General features: G+C 70.3%; 24 protein-coding genes. 9 read left to right on the forward strand and 15 right to left on the reverse strand.

Features of this window, described 5'->3' with window-relative positions:
* The first annotated feature begins 1,059 nt into the window (after positions 1-1,059).
* The 5 genes from BLT52_RS17210 to BLT52_RS17245 all read left to right on the forward strand — a co-directional run bounded on the left by BLT52_RS17210 (position 1,060) and on the right by BLT52_RS17245 (position 6,459).
* The gene (locus BLT52_RS17210) at positions 1,060-1,284 is read left to right on the forward strand and encodes a hypothetical protein (RefSeq protein ID WP_090595245.1); all 225 of its coding nucleotides are present in this window, start codon (positions 1,060-1,062) and stop codon (positions 1,282-1,284) included.
* Between the two features lie 425 nt (positions 1,285-1,709).
* Positions 1,710-2,048: a histone-like nucleoid-structuring protein Lsr2 gene (locus tag BLT52_RS17215; RefSeq protein ID WP_090595246.1), complete on the forward strand. Its 339-nt coding sequence runs from the start codon at positions 1,710-1,712 to the stop codon at positions 2,046-2,048.
* Positions 2,049-3,001: 953 nt separating this feature from the next.
* Entirely contained in the window at positions 3,002-3,331 is a 330-nt protein-coding gene (locus BLT52_RS17225; protein WP_157677195.1) for a hypothetical protein, read from the forward strand.
* A gap of 1,731 nt (positions 3,332-5,062) precedes the next feature.
* Positions 5,063-5,458, forward strand: coding sequence for a hypothetical protein (locus tag BLT52_RS17235; RefSeq protein ID WP_090595252.1), 396 nt, complete (start codon positions 5,063-5,065; stop codon positions 5,456-5,458).
* A 773-nt stretch (positions 5,459-6,231) separates the two neighbouring features.
* Entirely contained in the window at positions 6,232-6,459 is a 228-nt protein-coding gene (locus BLT52_RS17245; protein ID WP_090595255.1) for a helix-turn-helix domain-containing protein, read from the forward strand.
* Positions 6,460-6,664: 205 nt separating this feature from the next.
* Here BLT52_RS17245 and BLT52_RS17250 read toward each other — a convergent pair whose 3' ends face one another.
* The 6 genes from BLT52_RS17250 to rplS form a co-directional block, all read right to left on the reverse strand.
* A complete protein-coding gene (locus tag BLT52_RS17250; RefSeq protein ID WP_157677196.1) occupies positions 6,665-7,411 on the reverse strand; it encodes a DUF3800 domain-containing protein in 747 nt (248 codons plus the stop codon).
* A gap of 732 nt (positions 7,412-8,143) precedes the next feature.
* Positions 8,144-8,710, reverse strand: coding sequence for a hypothetical protein (locus BLT52_RS17255; protein WP_157677197.1), 567 nt, complete (start codon positions 8,708-8,710; stop codon positions 8,144-8,146).
* A gap of 558 nt (positions 8,711-9,268) precedes the next feature.
* Positions 9,269-9,583 (reverse strand): DUF2469 domain-containing protein, encoded by a 315-nt coding sequence (locus tag BLT52_RS17260; protein WP_090595260.1) that lies wholly within the window; start codon positions 9,581-9,583, stop codon positions 9,269-9,271.
* Positions 9,580-10,278 (reverse strand): ribonuclease HII, encoded by a 699-nt coding sequence (locus BLT52_RS17265; RefSeq protein WP_090595261.1) that lies wholly within the window; start codon positions 10,276-10,278, stop codon positions 9,580-9,582. Before BLT52_RS17265 ends, BLT52_RS17260 begins: the two co-directional genes overlap by 4 nt.
* Positions 10,278-11,057, reverse strand: coding sequence for a signal peptidase I (lepB, locus tag BLT52_RS17270; protein WP_090595263.1), 780 nt, complete (start codon positions 11,055-11,057; stop codon positions 10,278-10,280). The genes BLT52_RS17265 and lepB overlap by 1 nt, the downstream gene beginning before the upstream one ends.
* 135 nt (positions 11,058-11,192) lie before the next feature.
* The gene (gene rplS, locus BLT52_RS17275) at positions 11,193-11,540 is read right to left on the reverse strand and encodes a 50S ribosomal protein L19 (RefSeq protein ID WP_090595264.1); all 348 of its coding nucleotides are present in this window, start codon (positions 11,538-11,540) and stop codon (positions 11,193-11,195) included.
* 299 nt (positions 11,541-11,839) lie between these two features.
* On the opposite strand from rplS, the gene BLT52_RS17280 reads away from it, so the two are divergent.
* The 3 genes from BLT52_RS17280 to BLT52_RS17290 all read left to right on the forward strand — a co-directional run bounded on the left by BLT52_RS17280 (position 11,840) and on the right by BLT52_RS17290 (position 14,655).
* Positions 11,840-12,337, forward strand: a complete 498-nt coding sequence (locus BLT52_RS17280) for an RNA polymerase sigma factor (protein WP_090595266.1) — start codon at positions 11,840-11,842, stop codon at positions 12,335-12,337.
* Positions 12,334-13,197: a hypothetical protein gene (locus tag BLT52_RS17285; protein WP_157677198.1), complete on the forward strand. Its 864-nt coding sequence runs from the start codon at positions 12,334-12,336 to the stop codon at positions 13,195-13,197. Before BLT52_RS17280 ends, BLT52_RS17285 begins: the two co-directional genes overlap by 4 nt.
* Positions 13,198-13,599: 402 nt before the next feature.
* Complete coding sequence (locus BLT52_RS17290) at positions 13,600-14,655, forward strand: glycoside hydrolase family 172 protein (protein ID WP_197679089.1); 1,056 nt, start codon at positions 13,600-13,602, stop codon at positions 14,653-14,655.
* A 90-nt stretch (positions 14,656-14,745) separates the two neighbouring features.
* On the opposite strand, the gene BLT52_RS17295 is transcribed toward BLT52_RS17290, so the two are convergent.
* From BLT52_RS17295 to rpsP, 6 genes are all read right to left on the reverse strand, one after another.
* On the reverse strand, positions 14,746-15,489 hold the full coding sequence (locus BLT52_RS17295) for a succinate dehydrogenase/fumarate reductase iron-sulfur subunit (protein ID WP_090595269.1): 744 nt from the start codon (positions 15,487-15,489) through the stop codon (positions 14,746-14,748).
* A 34-nt stretch (positions 15,490-15,523) separates the two neighbouring features.
* Positions 15,524-17,515 carry a fumarate reductase/succinate dehydrogenase flavoprotein subunit gene (locus BLT52_RS17300; protein WP_090595271.1) on the reverse strand — a complete coding sequence of 664 codons (1,992 nt, stop codon included), beginning with the start codon at positions 17,513-17,515 and terminating at the stop codon, positions 15,524-15,526.
* Positions 17,512-18,219, reverse strand: a complete 708-nt coding sequence (locus BLT52_RS17305) for a succinate dehydrogenase cytochrome b subunit (protein WP_090595272.1) — start codon at positions 18,217-18,219, stop codon at positions 17,512-17,514. Before BLT52_RS17305 ends, BLT52_RS17300 begins: the two co-directional genes overlap by 4 nt.
* Positions 18,220-18,281: 62 nt before the next feature.
* Complete coding sequence (gene rimM, locus BLT52_RS17310) at positions 18,282-18,848, reverse strand: ribosome maturation factor RimM (RefSeq protein WP_197679090.1); 567 nt, start codon at positions 18,846-18,848, stop codon at positions 18,282-18,284.
* Positions 18,849-18,851: 3 nt separating this feature from the next.
* Positions 18,852-19,109: an RNA-binding protein gene (locus tag BLT52_RS17315; RefSeq protein WP_090595274.1), complete on the reverse strand. Its 258-nt coding sequence runs from the start codon at positions 19,107-19,109 to the stop codon at positions 18,852-18,854.
* A 1-nt stretch (position 19,110) separates the two neighbouring features.
* On the reverse strand, positions 19,111-19,569 hold the full coding sequence (rpsP, locus tag BLT52_RS17320) for a 30S ribosomal protein S16 (protein WP_090595275.1): 459 nt from the start codon (positions 19,567-19,569) through the stop codon (positions 19,111-19,113).
* Positions 19,570-19,835: 266 nt separating this feature from the next.
* On the opposite strand from rpsP, the gene BLT52_RS17325 reads away from it, so the two are divergent.
* The gene (locus tag BLT52_RS17325; RefSeq protein ID WP_090595277.1) at positions 19,836-20,588 is read left to right on the forward strand and encodes a glycosyltransferase family 2 protein; all 753 of its coding nucleotides are present in this window, start codon (positions 19,836-19,838) and stop codon (positions 20,586-20,588) included.
* A 12-nt stretch (positions 20,589-20,600) separates the two neighbouring features.
* On the opposite strand, the gene BLT52_RS17330 is transcribed toward BLT52_RS17325, so the two are convergent.
* The 3 genes from BLT52_RS17330 to BLT52_RS17340 are packed head-to-tail and all read right to left on the reverse strand — an operon-like array spanning position 20,601 to position 25,008.
* Positions 20,601-22,433, reverse strand: a complete 1,833-nt coding sequence (locus BLT52_RS17330) for a glycosyltransferase family 2 protein (protein ID WP_090595278.1) — start codon at positions 22,431-22,433, stop codon at positions 20,601-20,603.
* Positions 22,434-22,471: 38 nt separating this feature from the next.
* A complete protein-coding gene (locus BLT52_RS17335; RefSeq protein ID WP_231946372.1) occupies positions 22,472-23,563 on the reverse strand; it encodes an amidohydrolase family protein in 1,092 nt (363 codons plus the stop codon).
* Between the two features lie 38 nt (positions 23,564-23,601).
* Entirely contained in the window at positions 23,602-25,008 is a 1,407-nt protein-coding gene (locus tag BLT52_RS17340; RefSeq protein ID WP_090595280.1) for a glycosyltransferase family 2 protein, read from the reverse strand.
* Between the last annotated feature and the right edge of the window lie 11 nt (positions 25,009-25,019).

Raw genomic sequence — 25,019 nt, forward strand, 5'->3', positions numbered from 1 at the left:
CGTGGGCGGCTACATCGACGCCGTGTCCATCGGTGTCGCCACGCTCTTCGTGAACTAGGAGGGCAAGTTGATGCGCCTGCCTGTCAAGACTCGGGCAACGTGGTTCCTCCACCACCTGCTCGGGAGGCCAGACCGCGCCATCATCGTTGGCAACACCTGGCCGGCCCGCCGGATGACCAAGGACGTACCACAGACGTGGACGCCAGCGCACTCACCTACTTCCAACTGTGAGGCACCACCCACCGGGCAACTCGGTGGGTTCTACACGTCCGGTCACCCAAAACCAGTACGGTCCTGGGCATGGAGTTGGGGTCGCTCGCTGAGTGGTTTGGGGCTGTAGGGACCATCGGGGCCGTCGGTGTGGCTCTCTACTTCTCGCAGCACGAGTCACAACGAAGCAGACGCCGAGAGGCGGATCTTGTGCGCGTCGATTTCGAGGATGCGGACCGAAGATTCCCATCGATCTTTCTCGACAATCGGAACGGTCCAATCTACGTCTCGGCCGGTCGTGTTACCCATGTCCGGAAGAGCAACTGGCGAAACTTATTTAGCCAGAAGTACAACGCCGAGTTCGATCCAACTACGATGTTCAAGGTGGAGCCAAGCTTCACCCGCTGGTTTGGTGACGAGGGTGAGCACGTAGTTTCGCATGGCTCAGTCTCATCAGTCAACACACCGCCGCATGAATACCGATCCTTTTATGTCATTACAGCCTCCTTTCGGGACAGCCATGGCCAGCTATGGGTTAGACGCCTGAACAGTGACCTCTCGTCGTGGCGATATGTCAGTGAGCATCATGCGGATGCGGAGTTCCGTAAGACTCCAGAGGGTCAGCGCCAATGGCACCCGCGACCTCCTGAGCGCCTCGATCCGCCCCCGCCCGCGTGATTGGGTTGGCATAGTTCCCTTTAGGCGGGCGGACATGAAGAGGAGCCCCGTTTAACGTCCGGGGCTCAAAGACGGTTCAGACACAGTTCGGGAGGATGTCAGTGCCGACGTAGGACTCGACGAACTGTCGAGCCGTGGGCCAGTCGTCGAGGCTGATGCCGGTCTCTCGTCGTGAGCTTGAAGCAGCTCAGCGGCCAACCGGACAGCGATTCGTTCCTGGCGATCTTCGATCTCCTCAGCCACCGAGTGAAGCTTGGCGATCTCCTCACTGTGGTCGGTGGTGCGGTAGTGGCGCTCGGCGTCCCCAGGCAGGCGCTTCATGAGTGCAAGCTCCAGGTGCCGATTGGTGTAACCACGTCGTTGACGTACTTGGCGTGGAAGATCAGTCCCCAGTGAAGCCGGTCCGCGGCTCATGGAAGAGCAGCGATCGCTCTGAGTCCCACGACAGGTTGATCCGACCGGACTGGCCGGCCATCACGATGAGGCTCTTGACGCCACGGAGCCACGACAGCTCCATCGCGACGACTTGATCTTGCGGCTCGTTCTACAGTGCCCGAGCGCTCTGCTCCGGTGAAAGCTCGTAGACCTCGCGGTACTGCCCGAGCCCCACGCCGGACAAGGATGGTCAAGGCGCGAAGGCATAGCCCTGAGACTACGTGAGAGCGCCTGTGAGCCGGTTTTGTACAGAACCGGCTCTTTATATGCCTGCACTCGTTAGCGCTCTCGGAAGCGCTTCTGCGCGTCTGCGTATTTGCGTATCCTGTCGTGAAGGCTATAGTCGTTTCGACTCGCATACTCAGTCAACATTCGGGAGAACCAACATGGGTAAGCGCACCATCGAGCTGCTCGTCGACGACATCGACGGCACAGAGCTGAACGAGAACGACGGCAAGACGATCCGCTTCGCCTGGCAGGGCGTGGAGTACTCGATCGACCTGAGCGAGAAGAACGCCAAGAAGTTTGAGGACGCGGTGGAGCCCTACCGCACCAACGCGACTCGCGTCGGCGGTCGGGTGTCCCGTGGTGCGGGCGTTGCCACCAGGACCGACAGGTCCCAGCTTGCGGCCATCCGTAAGTGGGCGCGCGCGAAGGGCATGAAGGTCAGCGAACGCGGCCGCATCAGCCAGGAAGTCCTTGACGCCTACAACGACGAGAACTGACACCCAGCTCAAACAGACCACGACCCCGGTGAACTAAGCGCTCACCGGGGTCGCTGTGTGTTCCTAGTCAGATGATGCCTTCCCCGCCGCACTTGCTGCAGGTGATGTGGTCCGGATAGCCGGGTTGCTCTCCCTTCGGGTGAGGTAGCCATCCGCGGCCATCACACTTGCTGCACACGACGCGCTTCTTACGACTATCAGTTCCCATGCGGTTTCTCTCCTCTCGGTGCTCGCACTGACATGAGTCCCAGCCCTTTCCCGTCTCGGCTGGGCGGTCTTGGTCACGGTCAACCTCGTGCTGGTACATTTCGGCTTGGACTTCCGCGATCGGGCGTCCGTACTTGCGTCTCGACTCAGCTCGGGCAGCACGCCCGTAGCGTGACGGGGCTACCGCTGGCTTCGTCCCGATCGAGAAGGGGCTGCTGCTCCCTGTTGTCGTCATGACGTTGGCGATGCCCATCGTAGGCTCGAAGGTTCGTGATGTCGGTGATGGTCAGGTTGCTGTTCATCCCGCTGAGCAAGAGCTTGGCGTCCGTTGGGACCGGCCGTCCGTGCAGCAGGTCCACCAGGTCGGCCAGCGACCCCACCGAGCTGACCGAGAGCCCTCGACCAGCTCCGCCTCGCCGAGCTGGCCGTGCGGGACACCACCCGCTCGAAGCGGGCGGCCCGTGCGGCCACCAGGGCCGGCAGCACCCCGCGGACCCGGCGCACGCTGCCGTCCAGCCCCAGCGCTGCACGGGCCTCGCGGCGGGCCACGGAGGCTTACCTCGAAGCTTGGCGGGCCTACCGGGATGCCAGCAGGCCGTACGCGATCACGACGAGGACTGCCGCACAGCGCTACGCCGAGGTGACGTGCCGAGCCGTTCCGCGCGGGACGCTCTTCAGGCAGCCGTCGTCCCGGCGCGCCGCGCTGCCGATGCTGCCGGCCGTCAGCTCTCGACGCCGTCCGCAGGGTGGCTGCCCTCTGGGTCGAGTGCCACGACGATCTCGTGGTCCTGTCCCGACGGACGGCCGTTGAGGCGCACGAGCGCGCCACCGCCGCTCACGCCGAGCTGACCGAGGCCCTCCGGCTGCGGGACGAGGCGTACGCCGCGGCCGGCTACCGGGGCCGTTGGACCATCGATCCGGTGCAGCGACGGGACATTCCGGGGAAGGCCCGCTACCGGCCCGGGACCTTCTGGCAGGACGCGGTCGACCGGCAGTACGAGTTCACCGTGAAGGCTGCGGCCCCTGAGATCCTGCGCATGCGCGTCGAGACCTTCCCCGTCGAGACGCTGGCATGACCACCACCCGCAACCGGTACGCCGCCGCGGCAGCCAGGCAGCAGCCGCAGCAGCAGCAGTGCCAGTGGAACGGTCGAGAAGCGCGGCCGCTGTCTGCCCGTGCCACCCGCCGCGCCGCCGAGCGGGGGCATGCCGCTCCCCTCCAGCTCATCTCCGGCGATGGGCAGAGCGACAGGCCTCAGGACTCCGACGCTGCCGAGGCCGCCGCTGCCGCCTACTGCGGCACGGACTCAGGCCCTGTCCTTCGTGCTCGAGAGCTGCACCCCAAGCGCTGACCCGAGTCGGCGAGAGCGACGACCCTGGCGCCGCGGCAACTGCTGGGGCTACCCTGATTGATCACGACTCAGGGCAACGAGGGCCTCCGCGCCCGCTCACGGAGGTAGTAGTCAGGCGCCTACTTCAGGCGCCTGGGCTTGGTCGTCGTGGTGATCGTGGTCTTGATCCGCACCGGCGTGCCCTTAACACGCACGGTGCGGGTCGAGGTCCGACGAATCGTTGCCACCTTGACCCTTCCTGACGAACAGCTTCCGGTCGAGATCGCTCGACGCCCGGGGAACTTTCAGCGGGAGTCCCCCGACTCCGACTCGGTCTTCCGTTGCAACACTTCCCCGCGTCCAACTTCTGTCCGAGGCCCACCCGACGATGGTTCCGATAGCCGGAACCGGTGTCTGCCGTCAAGTTTGACCATAGGGTGGACGACGACCTCCGGCTCGGTGACACGCCGACACGCCTCTCGCTGATTCGCGTCCTCGCCTGTCATGATTCCGCCTCGCGCAGGCGCGCCTCCGTCGCCGCGCCCGCTTCGTCCCGCCATGCTCGCCGCTCGCGACGACCACCCCTCGGACCCGGGGTCCCACTCCCCCACCCCCAGGTCGTCCCAGGCCGGGCGTCATAGGGCGACAGGTCGCACCCTGGGCGACCCCTGATCTAGACGCGGTAGTTGAACCCGTCGTTTCCCCGCAATCACCTCTAGGAGGGTCCCTTGACCACCCCCACTGACCCGCCCGCGATCGGCAATGATGCCGGCCCCTCCACGCCCGAGTTCTCCTGGCCGACCTCCTGGAGCGCCTCGGCGCGAGAGACCGCTGACACGGTGCTCGCCCAGTGTCCGGACCTGGAAGGGGCCGAATGGGCGGCTCTGGAGCAGGCCTGCGCGCTCATCACAGCCGCCGACGCCCACGAAACCGTCGCCTCGGCGGAGGGCTGGGTCGAAAGGCAGCACCGGCCGGACCGTCGCCCACCCCTGCTCAGTCGAGGCGAGACTCGCCAGGACGGCCGCAGCGACCGTCATGGCACGGCTCGTGCCCTCGACCGGTGGTCGCATGTCCGCCTCGGAGAAGGGACGCGCTGGAGCCGCTGCTCGCAACGGGATGCCGCGGACATGAGGCCGTCCACCCGCCGCCTTCCGAGCCGCTCGCGACGGGAGCGTCCCCCGAGGCGATGTCCGGATCTCGCCAGCGAAGCCAGTCCACCCGCTCCCTGACGCCACGATCCCGGCGCCCGCCTCCGGCTGGACCCTGTCCTCGACTCAGGCGGCCGCGCGGCGCTACGCCGACGAGCACGCGGAGTCCGCCGGCGTGGACCACGCCTCAGCAGCGCACAACGCCTGGCATGCTTCCTCGACGCGCTGGACGCTCTGGACCCGGAGCGGGGCCTCGGCGCAGCCCTGTTCGAGGAAGCCTGCTGGGACCGACTCGATCATCACGACAGCCTCTAGGGGTTTCCTTGTCTATGACGACTCCCCCCTGGATCTCCGCCGACCGCGCCGTGGCGCCGGTTTCCGTACGCGACGACGCCCGTCAGGGCGGCGAGAGCCTCGGCGCCGCCCTCCTCGGCGTCACGCCCTCGCTCGTCCCAACGGCGCCCGCTCAGCTCGACGAACACAGCATCCCTGCGAGCCTCCCCCGGCTCCCCTGGCGGCGCCTGGTGACCCGGGTGGCGGCAGGCGACGTGGACGCCGTCGCGACGGACCTGTGGGACCGGCTGACGGTCTTCGCCGGCCGAGGCGCCACCTCGCCGGGCTCCGTGGCCGCGTTGCGCGAGTGGCGCCGGGTGACGGTTCTCGACCTCATGACGCAGCTCATCGACCGGGCCGCAGCGGACTACCCGACGACGCCGGAGTCATGACCACTGCCGGCGCCCGGCCGGGCCCTCGACCCGCGGTGCGACCGCTGCCGCTGCGAGACGTCCCGGACGCTGTCCTCTGGTCCTCGGCGCTGGGCTTGTGGTTCACCTGGAACGGCTACCTGCGCCGACCTTGGCGGCACTCGCCAACGAACGCGCCCGGCGTCGACCCGTGCCGCCTGGGCGTTCGTTAGACCTAAGGGCTTCCCACCGCCTTTCGCAAGGGGGCGATGAACTTGTCGACTGACTTCTCCCGCGCATGCGGGCCTTTCGCAGGGCAGGCCAGCGAGTCATACCCGTCGAGGGCGATCTCCCAGCGGGTTGTCACACCCGTGTCGTCGCTGGTTATAGCGACGAGCTCCAAGGCCTTCACGCGCCGCAGCGGCACAATGCGCCCCGCCAAGTTCGTCGCCTTATTGTCGAGTCGGGTTTGTCGTGGGCGCTCGTAACAACGAGAAGGTTGCCAGCACTCAGCGCGTATACGCTCAAGTCAACGGTCGACTTGCTTGCTGTATGGCGGGGGTCCGCGAAGACCGCTTCAGGCAGGACACCTCCAGACAGTGCCGCCAAGGCCTTCAGCATTTCTGCCGGTGCCTTCGTCTCCAGTCCCTCGTCGACCGCACTGCGAAGCTTCTTCATGCCTTCCTGGATTAGGTCCATGAGCTGATCTTGGCGCTGCTGTCACGCCGGAGTCGCTCGTAGGCCTCACTCGGCCCGGATCTTGACTGAACCACCGGCGACCCAGCCGGCCTCCTCAAGAGGAAGACTTAGTCCGCATGAGCACCCTTGACGACGTCTCCGCCGCTGCGGCCGCCGCGCAGGCAGCTCGAGCCCACCTCGTCGACGCTTACCACGCGGCCTACCGTGAAGGATGGAGCGTGGCGGACATCGGCAACGCCGCCGGCGTCTCGCGGAACACGGTCTACAAAGCGCTCCACCCGATCGAGAACCCGCGCCCTCCCGGCCGGTTCCGCAAGGGCCAGACCAAGCACGAGCCCCGCTGAGGCCGAGTGGCGAAGTCCGCCGCGCTATCGGACGCCAGCGCTGGGGTCCTCGTGCGATCTGCCCCACCGACACTCCGTGGACCTCGTCAAGGATCCTTGACGGATGCGCCACACTAGGGGTAGAGGGGCTAGGAAGGTCGCTGGGTCAGCCGGATCGATGAAAGTTGATCACCCGCCACGAGCGGGAAACGCCCCCAGGACCTTCCTAGCCCCTCTCCAACTGCCGCCACCATGTCTGATGACGCACTCTCGCGCTCGCGGGGAAGAACTTCAGCCCCAGATCAGCGGCCGACCCCCAGCGACCGCGGACAAGCTGGTGCGAGGTTGCCTGCACCCACTCGTAGTCATCCCTAATCAGCGCGGAACTCATCATGCCGCAGTACATATCAGCGGCTTGCAAGCCGTCAATGTCAGCCGTCTGGCGCCAACGCTGGGGCCACTCGATGTTGCTGTAGGGCGTTCCACGTCGGTCGCGGCAGGCGGTGTGGTGAAGGTAGGACTGCGTCTGCACGTGGTCCACCCCTCCGACCACGCCGAAGTAGATGCGCGCCACTCTCTCCCCGCCCGGCCAGCTCGCAGCGGCTTGGGCGATGCGCTCGGTGAGCAGCATGGTGATGTAGTTGTAGGCGACGTCGCCGGCACGCGCCATCTGCGCCCCCGGTCGGATTTGCGTCTTGTCGACGACGACGTGGATGACCTGAATGGAGGGAAGCCTGGCGAGGTGATCGACCAGGACGCGTCGTCGCCCAATCTGTTTCGCCTTCAGGTGCTTGACCCAGTGCAGTTGACCCTTCACCTGCCACATACCGCGGCAACCGCCCATGACGATCCTCAGTTGGTCCTCGTACTCCTGGGCGACCAGTACCGCAGTCATGAGGAAATGATCAGATTGGCGATTGGGTTGCGTGTTCCGGTCCCCCGACTCATCAACGAAGGCAAGGATGCGCGGCATGCGCCTCTTCGTTGGGTCCGGCTCGAATCGCCCGGAGAGCACGGGCCCGGAGGGTCCGAAGACGTCCCAGTCCAGGGAACTCACTCGTTGACGCGCTCTACAGCGGCGCTGGGCGCTTCGCGCGCCCCCAAGGCCCTGCGGCCTGCGCCAACGAGGTCGTATTCGCCCGGGAGCGTATAGCTGGCCGCTTCCTCCTGGTCGTCGTGCATGACACCTCCAGTGATGAGGGCCGCGTGCAGGCGCGGTGCCCGAGTTCGCCCTCGATTCGGAACATACCGGGCGGCGTCTCACCATGCGAAAGCGACACACGACGACTTTCTGGTCGTCGCCGCGCTACTCTTCGACAAGGAGGGAGGGGCGCCCGCGGCGCTGCGTAGAGCGCTCGTCGCAGCTCCGCAGTCGAAGCTCTCGCCGCCCCTAGCGAGGCCGTCACAGCCGCTCTACGGTCCTCTCACCGGCGCCGCCGTGGCGCCCCCACCGGAGAGGCCAGGATGACCGCCACAGCCGCCCACAGCCGCCGCCCCGCGTCTACCTCTCGGCCAGCGTCGACGACTTCCTCGACGGCGACGCCGGCTGGACACACGAGGCGCTCGTCGCTCTCGGCTACGACGTTGTGCTTTCTGAAGCAGCCGTCTGCGCGGAGGTCCAGGCGCTCCTAAGCGCCGAGATCGTGCTGGTAACCCCTACGAGCGACGAGTTATGGTCCAGATCGGCGATGCCGCCGGGTTGCCGCTACTGACCCTTAGAGATCTGAGCGGGTGACGCGTCCGGGCGCAACTCGCCTCGGGATAACTCCGGCGCCGGCCGATTCGTCGCCCCGGGAGGCGACGCCTCGTCTACGCCGAGTTCGCGACGCACGGCCGCCCGGAAACGCTCACGCGCTTCACGCAGACCGGCACCGTCGTACTCCAAGACGAACTTGTGGAGCGCGTCCGCCACGTCTTCAGCCGCACCCTTGGCCTCGGCACCCGAAAGAAGCTGCACCTCCAAGAGCTCCTCCTCGACGACTGACAGCTCCCAGCCCTCGGCGCCTCGGTCTGCGGGGGAGGGTTCACCTTCCGCCTCGTCTCTCGCAGCCCTGCTGAACCGCTTGTCCACCTGCTGCTCAAACCGAAGGTAAGCCGCCTTTCGGTCACTGTAACGACTTTCCTGCAACGCCAACCGCTCCTTGCGCTTGTCGTCGGCCGCTTGCCGCTCCAGCGCTCGATCCTCCCGCCGCCCCCGGAAGTAGTCGAGCAAGAAGGACGAGAGGAACGAGAGAAGAGCACCAATTACGACGCCCATCAGAACGGGATCCATGGGGCTAGAGCGTAGACCGTTGTGCGTGGCCTAGGGGCCGCTCTGCGTAGTCGCCAGGCTCAACCCCCGCGCTGCGCTCTTGACGTAATAATGGAGTCACCCTCGGAGCAGCGCTCGTTCCGCTCCAGCACCTGGCAGCCCTGCTCCTCAGCAGCCGCGCTGCCAGCTCCTCGCCCAGCTGCCCGAGCGCTTGTCTCGTCCCCATGACGACCACCTCCGCACCCACCGTCGGCGCGCAGGCACGATCGGGTCGTCACGGGTCGGGGTCTGTGGACGGCGCTCGGGCTGAAACAATAGAAGTGCAGGCCTGTGACGACCGGCTCGCGGCTGGAGCACCGCCGCTGCCGGGAGCACCCAGATCAGGCCCCCAGGCGTCGCTGCTCGCCAGACCCGCTCCGGGCGTGGGCACCGCAGGGCATGACGATCGACCGAACGAGAGGCCAGTCGGGGAACTTCGAAGCCAGGTGCCCGATGCCCAAGCGGTCGACGCGACGGCCCATCGAGCCGGGGGACGTGCTCCTCGCCCCATCAGGACGAGCTCCGCCCCTGCCGGTTGGCTCAGCGTGAGGAGTCGGGAACCTCGAGGTCGGAGTGCACGATCTCCTCGATGGAGACGTCACGGAAGGTGAGCACCTTGGCGTTCTTCACGAAGCGCGCGGGGCGGTACATGTCCCAGACCCAGGCGTCGGCCATCGAGACCTCGTAGTAGACGTCCCCGCCCTCGGTGCGCACCTTGAGGTCCACCGTGTTGCAGAGGTAGAAGCGGCGCTCCGTCTCCACGGCGTAGGTGAAGAGCCGCACCACGTCCTTGTACTCGCGGTACAGCGTGAGCTCGGCTTCGCTCTCGAACTGCTCCAGGTCCTCTGTGCTCATAGCGCCTCGCACTCTAGCCGAGTCTGCGTCAGCACCCGACCGGGCGGCAGCAGGGTGGCTCCGGGGACCGTCCGGGCGACGTTGTCGAAGCGCATCCGGTGCTCCGCGCAGGGACCGAGCCGGTCCAGACGGTCCTGGTGCTCCTTGGTGCAGTAGCCCTTGTGGGTGGCGAAGTCGTACTCCGGCCAGCGCTCGTGCACCTGCGTCATGATCCGGTCCCGGGTCACCTTGGCCAGTACCGAGGCCGCCGCCACGCAGGCCGCCACCCGGTCGCCCTTCCAGACCGCCAGACCGGGGACCCCCAGCCCGTCCACCCCGAACCCGTCGGTGAGCGCGTAGTCCGGGGCCGGGGTGAGCCGGTGCAGGGCCCGGCGCAGCGCCTGGACGTTGGCCACGTGCATCCCCAGCCGGTCGCACTCGGCGGCGTCGACCACCACCACCGACCAGCCGAGCGCCTTGGCCACGACCTCGTCGTAGCAGCGCTCCCGCTGGGCCGCGCTGAGCAGCTTGGAGTCCCGCAGCCCCTCGATCTGGCCGGCCCTGGTGTCGCGCAGGATGGCCGCGGCGGCCACCAGCGGGCCCGCGCAGGCCCCACGACCGGCCTCGTCGGCCCCGGCGACCAGCGTGAAGCCGGCGCGTCGCAGGGCGCGCTCGTAGGCGTACAGACCGCTGCTGCGCCGCACCACGAAGGACATCAGCAGCCGACCCCCTGGGGCTCGATCACCGCCCGCTCCGGCGGCGGAGCGCTGGGGTCGGGGATCGCGGCGAAGCTCTCGGGCACCCTGAGGCGCTGGAACCGGTCGAACGGTGCCGCGATCAGGAAGGCGGGACCGACCACGTCCTCGACGGGCACGAAGGCGTCGGCGCCGATGGGCCCCCCACCGGCGGGGACGTCGGACAGGTGGCAGCGCGAGTCGCGGGAGTCGTTGCGGTGGTCGCCCATCACGAAGAGGCGGCCCGCCGGCACGACCACGCTGAAGGGCACGTCCGCCGGGGCGACGGGGTCCCCGTCGGGCTCCTCGTAGAGGTAGGCATCCTCCTCCAGCGGCGTCCCGTTGACGGTGATCCGCTCCTCGGCGTCGCAGCAGGTGACGGTGTCACCCGGCATGCCGATCACCCGCTTGATCAGGTGCTGGGAGCTGGTGTCGGGGAGCAGGCCCACGAACTCCAGGGCCTGGCCCACGGGACCGCGCTCCTCGGCGCCGTAGTCGGTGCCGAGCCAGTTGCCCGGGTCGACGAAGACCACGATGTCGCCGCGGCTGAAGTCGGTCACCTTCTGCACGACGACCTTGTCCTGCACCATCAGGGTGTTCTCCATCGACCCCGAGGGGATGACGAAGGGCTGGGCGACGAAGGCCCGGAGCACCGAGGAGACGATGATGGCGCCGATCACCACGATGGCGATCTCCTTGAGCAGGGAGCCCAGGTGACGTCCCGCGCTCGAGCGCCTCTCCCCGATCCGCGACTCACTCACTCGTCCTGCTCCCTCTCCTGCTGCCGGCCCCGGGACGGGGACGCGCCCAACCTAGTCGGCCGCTCCGACCGTCCTGCCCGGAGACACACATCGCACGCACCCCGAGGGGTACGTGCGATGTGCGGGAGCGCTCGCTCAGTAGCGCTTCTCCTTGATCTTGGCGGCCTTGCCGCGCAGCCCACGGAGGTAGTACAGCTTCGCCCGGCGGACGTCACCGCGGCGCTCGACCTCGATCTTGTCGATGATCGGGCTGTGCAGCGGGAAGGTGCGCTCGACGCCGACGCCGAAGGACACCTTGCGGACGATGAAGGACTCCTGCAGCCCACCGCCGCTCTTGGCGATGACCACGCCGGCGAAGACCTGGATCCGGGAGCGGTTGCCCTCCACGACCTTGACGTGCACCTTGACGGAGTCACCCCCGCGGAAGGCCGGGATGTCGTCGCGCAGGGAGGCCTGGTCGAGGGCCTCGATCAGCTTGCTCATGGTGTGTTCCTTCGCCGGTGCCACAGGTCACCTGGTCAGCTCTGTCTGGGATGGTGCCGCGCCCGGACGGTCCCCCCGTGGCAGGAGCCGGTCACACGCACCAACAGGCGATTCTGTCACAGCCCTGCAGCGGAGCAGAAATCGATCTGCGGGCCGGCCCCGGGATGCAACCCCCGTGCGCCGCGAGGCGTAGTGCAGGCGTGCCAACCACGACCGGGGGGAGACCGACGCCGATGAGTGCGATACCACTGAGGTCGGCAGAGCTGTCGCGGCCCATGTCGTCCAACGAGAGGTCCGTCATGGACACCGAAGAGTTCGATGCGCTCTACCGGGCCTCCTTCGGCTCCCTGGTGAGTCAGGTCTACGCCATGTGCGGGAACCGCAGCGAGGCCCAGGACTGCGTCCAGGAGGCCTTCATCCGCGCCTGGGACCAGCGCCACAAGCTCGACCGGGCGTCGTCCCCCCAGGGCTGGATCAGGACGACGGCGTACCGCATCGCGGTCAGCCGCTGGCGACGCTCCCGACTCGCCCGACGCGCTCCCGACCGGGCTCTGCAGGACCCCGGCGACCACGCCGGCCCCGACGTCGACGGGGTGGCCCTGACCAGGGCCCTCCAGCAGCTGCCGGTGGACCAGCGCCGGGCGATCGTGCTGCACCACCTCGCCGACCTCTCCGTGGCCGACGTGGCCCGGGAGGTGGGCGCCCCGGTCGGGACGGTGAAGGCCCGGCTCTCTCGCGGACGCGCCGCTCTGGCCGATCTGCTGTCCGACCACGAGCCCCGAGGTGAGGTCCGATGAGCACGCCAGACCCGATGTTCGACCCACTGCGCCGACTGTCCGCGCAGAGCGCCGCCGGGGACCCTGCGACCCTGCGCCAGCTCGGTGACCGACGCCGCGTCCGACGTCGTCAGAGCCTCGGCGCGGTCGCCGTGGTCGTGGTGCTGGCCACCGGTGCCGGGACGCTGGTCTCCCAGCTGAACCAGGGTGCGGTACCGGCGCCGGTGGCACCGAGTCCGACCGCACCCGCCACGCCCGCCCCCTCTCCGGTCGCGACACCCGACCCCTCCCCGAGCGGGGCAGGCGAGGCGGGGATACCCGACGCGTCACTGCCCCAGCTGGAGGACTTCGTCTGGGGCCCGGGGGTCGAGTTCAGCGACCGTCGCGTGACCGACGGCCAGGGCCAGGCGGCGGTGAGCTCCTGCCAGCAGGAGGAGCTCGACGCGCTGGGCGCGGCCGAGGTCCGGGTGGTGACCGTTGAGTCCGGGGTCGGCGGTGTGGCCGGCGTGCTCGGCTTCGACTCCACCGAGGACGCCGACACCGCCTGGAGCACCCTGCTGCGGTGGGCCGACGACTGCCAGGACCAGCTCGACCAGCAGGACCGCGGGATGGAGGTGCTGACGGACGTGCCGCTGCAGCCCGCCGGGCAGGAGGGGCGGTTCCTGCTGCTGGTGGAGCCCGACCGCGACGGCCTGGGCCCCGAGGTCGGCGGCTTCGAGGAGGTGGGTCTGGTCCGCGCCGGGGACCGGATGGCCCTGGTCTCCTTCACCAGCGCCGCCCCGGAGCACCACTTCGCCCTCGAGGAGGACGACGGCACCGGGATGCCGCTCGACCCGATGATCCGCACCCTGGACAACATCGGGGCCCGACTGGCCCCCTGAACGACGACGGCGCCGGCACTCTCGGGGGGTGCCGGCGCCGTCGCGCGGGTCCACTCGCCGCAGACGAGGCCGCCAGCACGTCGCGATCCAGCGGGGTGGTGGTTGGTGAAGGGGATCTTCTTCGGGCACACACGGCGGTGCGCGCGCCGAGCCGTCCGGGCAGGCGGCCACGCAGGCGCCCAGCCGATGCAGGGGGCGGCGTCGAGGACGTGGTCGGCGCAGCGGTCGACGACCGAGTCCTCGACGCCCGGGAGGGCGTGGGCCGCCACGGCTCGAAGACCGGGAGGTCGGCACACCTGGGTCCGCGGGGCGGACCGGCGTCTGTGACACGATCACGCGTGCCGGGTCAGGCCGCCACGCCACGACCCGGCCCCGGCCGACGACGCCCACCCAGGAGGCACCGTGTTCCCCGACATCTCCCAGCTGCGCAGCACCGTCTCGCGCTCGATCTGCCCGGAGAACCCCGACGGCTCCCCCGGTGGCGCCGCCCGGGCCGTCGAGGGCACCGGCGCCCACGCCGCCCGCGACCTCGGCCTGGGCTGGAAGGTGTCCCCCTCGGTGGAGATCGCACCCGGGGAGACCTTCGTCCTCGGCGAGATCGACTCCCCCGGACGGATCACCCACATCTGGTTGACCACCGCGCGGGAGGCCTGGCGGTCGCTGGTGCTGCGCGCGCACTGGGACGGCGACGAGGAGCCCGCCGTGGAGACGCCGGTGGGTGACTTCTTCGCCAGCGGCTGGTGCCGCTTCGCCCAGGTGTCCTCCCAGGTGGTGGCCAGCAACCCCCACGGCGGCTTCAACTCCTACTGGCCGATGCCCTTCCAGCGCTCGGCCCGGCTCACGCTGGAGAACCTGTCCCCGGAGAAGGTGGTCGTCTACTACCAGATCGACTACGAGGTGGGCGAGGACGTCCCCGGCCCGGACGCGGGTTACCTGCACGCCCAGTTCCGGCGCAGCGACCCGCTCCCCGAGCGCACCACCCACCCGATCCTCGACGTGACCGGGCGCGGCCACTACGCCGGCACCTACCTGGCCTGGGGCGTCCGCTCCCCGGGCTGGTGGGGCGAGGGCGAGGTCAAGTTCTACGTCGACGACGACGGTGAGTTCCCCAGCATCGCCAGCACCGGCACCGAGGACTACTTCGGCGGCGCCTGGAACTTCGACGTCCCCGGTCAGGGTTACACCGAGTTCAGCACGCCCTACCTCGGGATGCCGCAGGTGCTGCGTCCCGACGGGCTCTACGCCAGCCAGCAGCGGTTCGGCCTCTACCGCTGGCACCTGCCCGACCCGATCACCTTCCGGACCGGCCTGCGGGTCGACGTCCAGGCGCTGGGCTGGAAGTCCGGGCACCGCTACCTGCCGCTGCGCGACGACATCGCCTCGACGGCGGTGTTCTACCTCGACGCCACGCACACCCGGCGCCCCACGCTGCCCGACCTCGACGCGCTGGCCGTCTAGCCACGTGCGCAGGCCCCGGGCGGTGGACCGGGGGCCGGACGCACGACGGCGCCGGCACCCGTGAGGGTTGCCGGCGCCGTGCGCGGGGAGTCACTCCCCCTTGACCAGTGCCCCCAGCATGTCGCGGTTCAGCTGGGTGATGGTGTCGAAGGGGATCTCCTTCGGGCACACCGCGGTGCACTCACCGATGTTGGAGCAGCCGCCGAAGCCCTCCGCGTCGTGCTGGGAGATCATCCCCAGCACCCGGGAGCTGCGCTCGGGCTGGCCCTGGGGCAGCAGACCCAGGTGCGTCACCTTGGCGGCGGTGAACAGCATCGCCGAGCCGTTCGGGCAGGCGGCCACGCAGGCCCCGCAGCCGATGCAGGTGGCGGCGTCGAAGGCGTGGTCGGCGTCGCGCTTCTTCACCGGGGCGGCGTGGGCCTCCGGCGCGGAGCCGGTCGGGGCGCTGATGTAGCCCCCGGCCTGGATGATCCGGTCGAAGGCGCCGCGGTCGACGATCAGGTCCTTCACCACCGGGAAGGCGTCGGCCCGCCACGGCTCGACGTCGATCACGTCGCCGTCGGCGAAGGAGCGCATGTGCAGCTGGCACACGGTCGCGCGGACCGGGCCGTGGGCCTGGCGGTTGATCATCACCCCGCAGGTCCCGCAGATGCCCTCGCGGCAGTCGGAGTCGATGGCGATCGGCTCCTTGCCCTCCAGCGTCAGCCGCTCGTTGACGACGTCGATCATCTCCAGGAACGACATGTGCTCGGAGATGTCGGGGACCGCGATGGTCTCCATCCGCCCCTCCGCCTCCGGGCCGGACTGGCGCCACACGTTCAGGGTGATGTTCATGCGTGGTTCCTCACTGCTCGGCGGTGCTCGGGGCTCACTTGTAGCTCCGCTGCTTCATCTCGACGAACTCGTAGACCAGGTCCTCCTTGTGCAGGACCGGCTGGCGTCCGGCGCCGGTGAACTCCCAGGCCGCAACGTAGGCGTACTCGTCGTCGTGACGCAGCGCCTCACCGTCCTCGGTCTGGGACTCGGCCCGGAAGTGGCCGCCGCAGGACTCGCGGCGGTGCAGGGCGTCGACGCACATCAGCTCGCCGAGCTCCAGGAAGTCCGCGACCCGGCCGGCCCGCTCCAGGGACTGGTTGAGCTCCACCCCGGTGCCGGGCACCAGGACGTCGCGCCAGAACTCCTCGCGCAGCTCGCGGATGGCCCCGATCGCCTTGCGCAGGCCCTCCTCGCTGCGCTCCATGCCGCAGTACTCCCACATGATCCGGCCGAGCTCCTTGTGGAAGGAGTCCACCGTGCGGCTGCCCTTGATCGACAGCAGCTTCTCGACCCGCTCGGTGACCGAGGTGGTGGCCTCGACCACGGACGGGTGCGCCGGGTCGACCTTCGGGAACGGCCCGGCGGAGAGGTAGTCCGCGATGGTGTTGGGCAGCACGAAGTAGCCGTCGGCCAGGCCCTGCATCAGCGCCGAGGCGCCGAGCCGGTTCGCGCCGTGGTCGGAGAAGTTCGCCTCACCGGTGACGAAGAGCCCGGGGATGCTCGACTGCAGGTCGTAGTCGACCCACAACCCGCCCATCGTGTAGTGCACGGCGGGGTAGATCCGCATCGGGGTCTCGTAGGGGTTCTCGCCCGTGATCTGGGCGTACATGTCGAAGAGGTTGCCGTACTTGGCCTCGACCGCCTTGCGCCCGAGGCGCTTGATGGCGTCGGCGAAGTCCAGGTAGACCCCCAGACCGCCGGGCCCGACACCGCGACCCTCGTCGCAGACGGCCTTGGCCGCCCGGGAGGCGATGTCGCGCGGGACCAGGTTGCCGAAGGCCGGGTAGCGGCGCTCCAGGTAGTAGTCGCGCTCCTCCTCGGGGATGTCGCGCGCGTCGCGCTCGTCCTCACCGCTCAGCGGCACCCAGATCCGGCCGTCGTTGCGGAGCGACTCGCTCATCAGCGTCAGCTTGGACTGGTAGTCCCCCGAGACCGGGATGCAGGTCGGGTGGATCTGCGTGTAGCAGGGGTTGGCGAAGTAGGCGCCCTTGCGGTGGGCCCGCCAGGCGGCGGTGACGTTGCAGCCCATGGCGTTGGTGGAGAGGTAAAAGACGTTGCCGTACCCGCCGCTGGCCAGCACGACCGCGTCGGCCAGGTGGGTCTCGATCTCCCCGGTGCGCATGTCGCGGACGACGACGCCACGGGCCTTGCCGTCCACGACGACCAGCTCGAGCATCTCGTGGCGGGTGTGCACCGTCACGGTGCCCGCCGCGACCTGGCGCTCGAGCCCCTGGTAGGCCCCGATCAGCAGCTGCTGGCCGGTCTGGCCGCGGGCGTAGAAGGTCCGCTGCACCTGCACGCCGCCGAAGGAGCGGGTGTCGAGCAGACCGCCGTACTCCCGGGCGAAGGGGACGCCCTGGGCCACGCACTGGTCGATGATGTTCGCGCTGACCTCGGCCAGCCGGTAGACGTTGGACTCCCGGGAGCGGAAGTCCCCGCCCTTCACGGTGTCGTAGAACAACCGGTAGGTGGAGTCGCCGTCGTTGCGGTAGTTCTTGGCCGCGTTGATGCCGCCCTGGGCCGCGATCGAGTGGGCCCGGCGGGGGCTGTCCTGGTAGCAGAAGCTGGTGACCTGGTAGCCGGCCTCACCGAGGGTGGCCGCGGCCGACGCGCCGGCCAGGCCGGTGCCGACGATGATCACGCTGAGCTTGCGGCGGTTGGCGGGGTTGACCAGCTTCGCGTCGAACTTGCGCTGGGACCAGCGGCCCTCGACCGGGCCCTTCGGGGCCTTGGCGTCGGCGACCGGCTCCCCGAGGGTGAACAGCTCGTCGGAGTCCGGGTTGGCCTCGAGGGCCTCGTCGGTACGGATCTCGGTCTGCGTCATGACACCACTCCCAGGAGGACGCTGAAGGGGACGGCCAGGAAGCCGAGGGTGATCACCAGAGCCAGCGCGACGGAGACTCCGACGATGACCCGGCGGACGGGCGCCGTGGTACCGGCACCCAGGGTGTAGAGCGCGCTGGCGGTGCCGTGCCGCAGGTGCAGCCCGACCGCCACCAGGGCGACGGTGTAGATGAGCACGACCCACCAGATGCTGAAGCCGTTGACCATCCGCTCGTAGGGCGAGGCCGAGGCGCCACCGGGGGTGGTCAGCTGCCAGGTGAGGTGGGCCAGGTGGTAGACGACGAAGAGCGCGATCACCAGTCCGCCGCTGCGCAGCGTGAACGAGGCGTAGCTGCGCTGGATGCCCAGCCGGTTGCGGCTGGTCTTGTAGCGGTTGACCCCGGCCGCGCCCCAGGAGCGCCGCGACAGCCTGACCGCGGACCAGATGTGGGCCCCGACGGCCACCAGCAGCACGATCCGGATGATCCACAGCAGACCGCTGTAGGGCAGGATCGGCTCACCCAGCTCACGCAGGTGGTGGGAGTACTCGTCGAAGGCCGCCTGACCGGCGAAGGCCTTGAGGTTGCCGTACATGTGCGCCAGGAGGTAGCCCACCATGACCAGGCCGCTGACGGCCATGACCACCTTGGCCGCCACCGTCGAGCGGAGCGCCCGGCGCTGCGCGGAGATCGTTGTCGTCGACACGTCGTCACCTTAGTTCGCGTGTCCGCAGCCCACGAAATAAGGCACGCCTAGCGTGCTCTGGGTCACTCCTCGTCGTCGTCGAGGTCGACCAGCAGCCCCTCGACGTCGGCCAGCCGGACGTGTCCGGCGGCCAGGTCCACCTCGGGCACGAGGGCCTCGACGAAGGGGACCAGGCGGCTCCCCTGGGCCACGTCGACGGCCAGCAGGTCCTGGGCGGGGAGGTGCACCACCTCGGTCACCCGGCCCACCTCGGTGCCGCTCGCGTCGAGCACGGCCAACCCCACCAGCTGGCGGTCGTAGTACTCCCCCGGCTCACCCGGTGCGTCGTCGACGGCGACGCGGCTGACCAGCAGGCCGCCGCGCAGGGACTCTGCGGTGTCGCGGTCGTCCACACCCTCGAAGACGACCAGCAGACGTCCCTGGTGCCAGCGGGTGCTGACCACCTGCAGGGTGCGCTCGCTGACGAAGCGGTCGGCACCGGGACGCGCAGCGGCGCCCCGCACCAGGTGCAGCGAGGCACCCTCGGCGAAGCGCCGCTCGGGCTCGTCGGTGCGCAGCTCGATGGTGAGCGCGCCCTTGACCCCGTGGGGCCGACCGATCCGGCCGACCACCACCTCGATGTCCTCCACCCGTCAGCGCTGGTCTCGACGCGGCTGGCGGTCGACGTCGACGAAGTCGACGCGGACCCGGTCCCGGCCGGCCAGGGCCGCGATGACGGTGCGCAGGGCGCCGGCCGTGCGTCCCTGCCGGCCGATCACCTTGCCCACGTCGTCGGGGTGCACCCGGACCTCGAGCATCCGGCCGCGGCGCCCGTCGACGTCACGCACGCGGACGTCGTCGGGGTTCGAGACCAGACCGCGGACCAGGTGCTCCAGCGCGTCGGCCAGCACCTCAGGCCTCGCTGCTGGTCTCGCCCGCCTCGTCGGCGGCGGTCTCGGCGGCCGGCTCGGCGGCAGGAGCGGCCTCCTCGGCCTTCTTCCGGCTGCTGAAGGCGGCGACGCTCGGCTCGTCGGAGGTGTCGGCCAGCGCGGCGTTGAAGGCGGCCAGCTTGTCCTTCTTCTCCTTCTGCGGCTCCACGCCGGAGGGGGAGCTGTCACCGGAGAAGGACTGCCAGTCCCCGGTGCGCTTGAGGATGGCCACCACGGCCTCGGTGGGCTGGGCGCCGACCGAGAGCCAGTACTGGGCGCGCTCGGAGTTCACCTCGATGAACGACGGGTCGTTCTTCGGGTGGTACTTGCCGATCTCCTCGATCGCCCGGCCGTCGCGCTTGGTGCGCGAGTCCATCACGACGATGCGGTAGTGGGGCGAGCGGATCTTGCCCAGTCGCTTCAGACGAATCTTGACAGCCACGTGTGTGGTTTCTCCTGTAGGGAACGCCCGGGACGACCCCGGACACGGTGGGTGAGCAGTCGGCACGCTGTGGGGCAACGCGCCTCAACCCGGGTGGACCTGTGCTGCCCTGGCGATGAGAGGGCACCGGAGCAGCACGGATGCGCCCGACAGTCTGCCAGAGGGAGGGCGGTGCGACCAAACACCTGGGTGCGCCCGGTCAGGACCTGGGTGGATCCCACGTCGGTACCGGCCCGGGCACGGCCCCGCTGTATAGGGTGCATCGCATGCTCTCGGTGGTCATCCCCACGCTCCAGCAGTCCCGGCACCTGGGCGAGCTCCTGCAGCTGCTGCAGGACTCGGACGTGGTCGGCGAGGTCGTGGTGGTCAACAACGCCGACCAGCCGCTGCCCTTCGCGACGGACAAGACGCGCGTGCTCGACCCGGGCCGCAACCTGTTCGTCAACCCCTCCTGGAACCTCGGGGTGCGGCACTGCCGGCACCGCAACCTGCTGATCTGCAACGACGACGTCCTCTTCGACCCGGGTCTGCTGCAGTTCGCCGACCGGGCCCTGACCGACGGCAGCGGGGCGATCGGCCCGGCCCGCTCCTGCTTCCGGGAGGAGCTGGAGGGCGCGGAGCCGGACCGGCCCGAGCTGGTTCCCACCGACCGCCGCACCTGGGGCTGGGGCACCATGATGTTCATGCCGCGGCGGCACTACGTGCCGGTGCCGGAGGACCTGCTGATCTGGGCCGGGGACGACTGGGTCTTCCGCCACCAGCGGCGGCAGAACCACCTGCTGCGCGGGGTGACCATCCAGACGGTGATGGGCTCGACCTCGCGCCAGGCCCGGTTCAGCGACCAGAAGAACGCCGACCTGGTGCGTTTCCGCGAGGCCTACGCCGAGAACCCCTACCTGCACCGGCGCGAGGCCGGGGTCCGGCGCGCGGCCCTGGTCGAGCGAGCCCGGGTGGGGGCCCGGTGGCGGGTCCGGAGGGCCCGGCGGCTGGTGCGTGAGCGTCTCGACGCCCGTCGCTGACCCCTCGGCGCCTCAGCGGCAGCGCAGGCTGAGGTTGCCGTGGCTGGAGGTGTAGAGGTCGGCCCGCAGCCCCGGCACCCGGGTGCTGGTGCGGGGGGCCTCGGGTGAGGGCAGCCGCAGGCGGACCTGGCCACGGGTGTCGGTGAGCTCCAGCCAGAGGCCGAAGAAGCCGGACCGACGGCTGTTGAAGTCGCCGGCCTCGAAGGTGGCCTCGACCTCCCAGCGGCCGCCGTCCAGCCGGCGCAGGACGGTCCCCGGCCGGACCCGGGCGGCGGGGTCGCGGCAGAGCGCCTCCAGCTGGGCCTGCAGCCCCGGGGTGCGGTCGTCCGTCGTCACCTCGCAGCGCACGGTGAGGGTCCCGGGCGTCACCGCCACCCTGGTGATCGCGGCCGGCACCGGCCGACGGGGCGGGCTGACCAGCGCGAGCGAGCGTCGGGGCGGACCGAACGCGCGCAGGCTGAGGTTCCCGTTGGCGGTGCGGTACGGCTCCAGCCGGCCGCGTCCGTCCGGCACCGCCGTCGCCTCGTCCACCCGGACCCGGACCTTCGGCGCGCTCTCGGCCGGCGCCTTCTCCACCGAGAGGTCCCAGGTGCCCTCCGCTAGGTCCACCGTGGCCGGCAGGGTGGTCTCCACCCGGTCCCGGGGCCCGCGCAGCGGGACGCGCAGCGCGTCGGGGCCGCCCCGTCGGCGGAGCAGCAGCAGGCGGTCCCCCGGCACGTCGTCCCCGGTCGTCTCCAGGACCAGCCGGAGTCCTCCCCGCCTGCTCCACCCCAGCTCGGTGGCCCGCGTCTCGTAGCCCGGGTCGGTCTCGAGCCGGCCCAGGGCCAGCAGGCCCTCGACGTCACCGGCCCGGACCAGCTCGGCCCGTTGCCGGAACGGGAAGCCGAGGTCGGCCACCATGGCGTCGCCGACGTGCCGGGCCATCACCAGCTGGTGGTTCTCCACCCACTGCTGCCGCCGTTCGGCGGGCATGGCGGCGAAGCGGGCCGGGGCGTACATCTTCAGGCACTTGCGCCGGAACAGCGCGGACACCACCCGGTCCGCCCGGGCGGGGTCGGGGTCGTGGCGCCGGACCCGGTCGGCCACCTGCCCGACCGACCACGAGTAGCCCACCGGGTCCAGGGCCTGCATGCTGATGTTCTGGCCGTCGTCGCGCAGCCGGACGAAGTAGTGGTCGTAGTCGACCAGGACCGAGATGCGGCGGGCCACGTAGTAGGCCTGGGCCATCACGAAGCCGTCCTCCAGCCGCACCTTCTCCTCCGGGAACCTGATCCCGTGCTCCAGCAGCATGCTGCGACGGAACAGCTTGATCGGTCCCAGGGACGGCATCACCAGCTCGGGGTCGACGTCGACCAGGTTGTCCGCGGCCAGCGGGGCGCCGATGCCGCGGCCGCCCAGCCCGACCAGCTTGGGCAGCACGATGTCGGAGCCGTGCTCGTCGGCGAACTCGACCATCCGGCGCAGGGCCTCCGGACCGAGCCGGTCGTCGGAGTCGGCGAAGAAGACGTAGCGCCCGCGGGCCAGGTCCAGGCCGTGGTTGCGGGGCGGGCCGGGCCAGCCGGCGTTCTCCTGGTGCACGACCTCGATGGGAGGGTGCTCGGCGGCGTAGCGGTCCAGGGTCTGCGGGCCGTCGTCGGTGGAGCCGTCGTCGACCATGACCACCTGCAGCCGCTCGGGGGCCAGGTCCTGGGCCACCAGGGAGTCCAGCAGCTCCACCAGGTAGGGCATCGCGTCGTAGACCGGCACCACCACGGTGACGTCGGGCTCGACGGCCCCGACGGCGGGGGCTCCGGGTGCCTGGGCGTCCTCGTGCTGGTCCTGCGGCCCCTGGTCCGGCGTGCTCATCCGGGAACCCTACCGGGCCGGTGGCCGCGGGCCGCGGCTCAGGAGCGCACCACGCGTCCGCGCAGCACGACCAGCCGGGGACGGCGCAGCGCCGTGAGGTCGGTGCGCGGGTCGCCGGCCAGCACCAGCAGGTCGGCGGGAGCACCGGTCTCCAGACCGGGGTGGCCGAGCCAGCTGCGCGCCCGCCAGGACGCCGCGCCGAGCGCCCAGGAGGCACCGCCCACCCGGGCCAGCTGCTCGACCTCGCCGGCGATGGTGCCGTGCGGCCGGAAGCCGCCGGCGTCGGTGCCGGCGTAGACGGGGACGCCGGCCTCGACCGCCCGGCCGAAGGTCTCCCAGCGGCGGGCGTGCAGGGCCTCCATGTGCCGGGCGTAGCGGGGGAAGCGGGCCCGGCCCTGCTCGGCGAAGCGCGGGAAGTTCTCCAGCTGGAGCAGGGTGGGCACCAGCGCCACCCCGCGCCGGGCCATCAGCGCGATGGTGGCCTCGTCCAGGCCGGTGCCGTGCTCCACGCCGTCCACGCCCACCCCGACCAGCTCGGTGACGGCCTGCTCGCCGAAGACGTGGACGGTGACCCGGCAGCCCAGCTCGTGCGCCCGCTCGACCGCGGCCCGGGCGACCTCGACCGGCCACAGCGGGGCGAGGTCGCCCTGCTCGCGGTCGATCCAGTCCCCCACCAGCTTGATCCAGCCGTCACCGGCCGCGGCCTGCCGCTCCACCGCGGCCACCAGCCCGTCGGGCTCCACCTCGTCGGCGTAGTCGCGCAGGTAGCGCCTCGGTCGGGCGATGTGGCGCCCAGCGCGGACGATCCGGGGCAGGTCGTCGCGTCCGTCGATCCAGCGGGTGTCGGCCGGGGACCCGGCGTCGCGCAGCAGCAGCACCCCGGCGTCGCGCTCGGTGAGGGCGTGCTGCTCGGTGGTGGCGCGGTCGACCGCACCGGTGGACTCCAGCCCGACGTGGCAGTGGGCGTCCACCAGCCCGGGCAGGATCCAGCCCTCCTCGGCCACGGTGGTCGCCCCGGGGACCGGTTCGGCGGCCAGCCGGCCGTCGACGCACCACAGGTCGCGCACCTCGCCCTCGGGCAGCACCACGCCGCGGAGGTGCAGCGGCGGCGGGAGGACGTGGCCGGTCACCTGGCGGCCCGGGGGTCGGGAGTCGGGGCGGTCACGGCTCAGCCGGCGGGGTCCAGCTCGACGCTGAGGTTGTCCTTGATGGTGGCGTAGGGCCGGGCGCCGGACCTGGCGGGCGGGAGGGTCGTCCCGGTCGCCACCTCGACCCGGACCCGCTGCTCTGGGTGGGCCGGGTCGAGCACGTAGGCGTCGAGCACCCCCGACCCGGGACGCCGCAGCTGGGCGGCGGCCACCCGCGCGGTGGCGCCCCAGCGGGTCAGGCTGCCGCGGGCGCGGGTCGGCGACCCCTGGGGCCTGAGGGCCACGGTGAGCGAGTGCTCGCCCTTGCGCTCCTGGAGCTGCAGGGTCACCGGCGCCCCGCCGGTGCTGGCTCCGCCGTCGAGCTCGAACCCGAGCTGGAGCCCGCGCCAGGTCCACTCCGCCGAGGTGACCCGCGCGCCGTGCGGGCGGTGGTCGACGCCCCGGGCGGCGACGTCGAGCAACCCGGCCTTGTCACCGGCCCGGACCAGCGCCGACCGCTCGCGGAACCTCTTGCTCAGCCGCCCCTCCATCTCGGGGGTGATGTAGGTCTCGATGTGGCGCCGGTGGGCGGCGAGGAAGGCGTCGCGGCGGGTGTCGCGCATCTTCCAGAACCGCTCGGGCTCGTAGAACTTCAGGCACTTGCGCCGGTAGAGGTCCAGCACGATCCGGCGCGCCCGCTCGTGGTCGGGGTCGAGCTCGGTGACGATCCGGCTGACCTCGCCGATGGACCAGGTGTAGCCCTCGGGGTCGAAGCCCTGGGAGCTGATGTTCTGGCCGTCGTCGCGGGCCACCAGGTAGTAGAAGTCGTAGCCGCCCAGCAGCGAGACCCGGGAGGCCCGCAGGTAGGCCCGGGCCAGCATCATCCCGTCCTCGAGCCGGACCTTCTCCTCGGGGAAGCGGATGCCCTCCTCCTCCAGGAAGGAGCGCCGGAACATCTTCTGCGGGGTGAGGGTGGTGAAGACCTGCTCGAGGTCGGCGTCGACCTGGGTCTGGGCGTACATGGCGTCACGCACCCAGCGCCCGCCCACGCCGACCATCTTGGGCACCACCACGTCCGAGCCGTGCTCGTCGGCGAAGGCGGTCATCCGGCGCAGCGCCTCCGGGCCCATCTCGTCGTCGGCGTCGGCGAAGAAGACGTAGCGGCCGCGGGCCAGGTCGAGCCCCCGGTTGCGCGGGATGCCGGGCCAGCCGCTGTTCTCCTGGTGCACCACCCGCAGCTGGGGGTGGCGGGCGGCGTACTCGTCGAGCAGCGCGGGGCCGGCGTCGGTGGAGCCGTCGTCGATGGCCAGCACCTCGTACCCGGCCGGGTCCAGGTCCTGGGCGACCAGGGAGTCCAGCAGCGTCCGCAGGTACGGCATCGCCTGGTAGACCGGGATGACGACCGAGACCGCGGGCCCGCCGTTCGGGTCGGGGGGCACCTGGGTCACGGCTGGCTCCT

It is taken from the genome of Auraticoccus monumenti (assembly GCF_900101785.1).
Classification (GTDB): Bacteria; Actinomycetota; Actinomycetes; order Propionibacteriales; family Propionibacteriaceae; genus Auraticoccus; species Auraticoccus monumenti.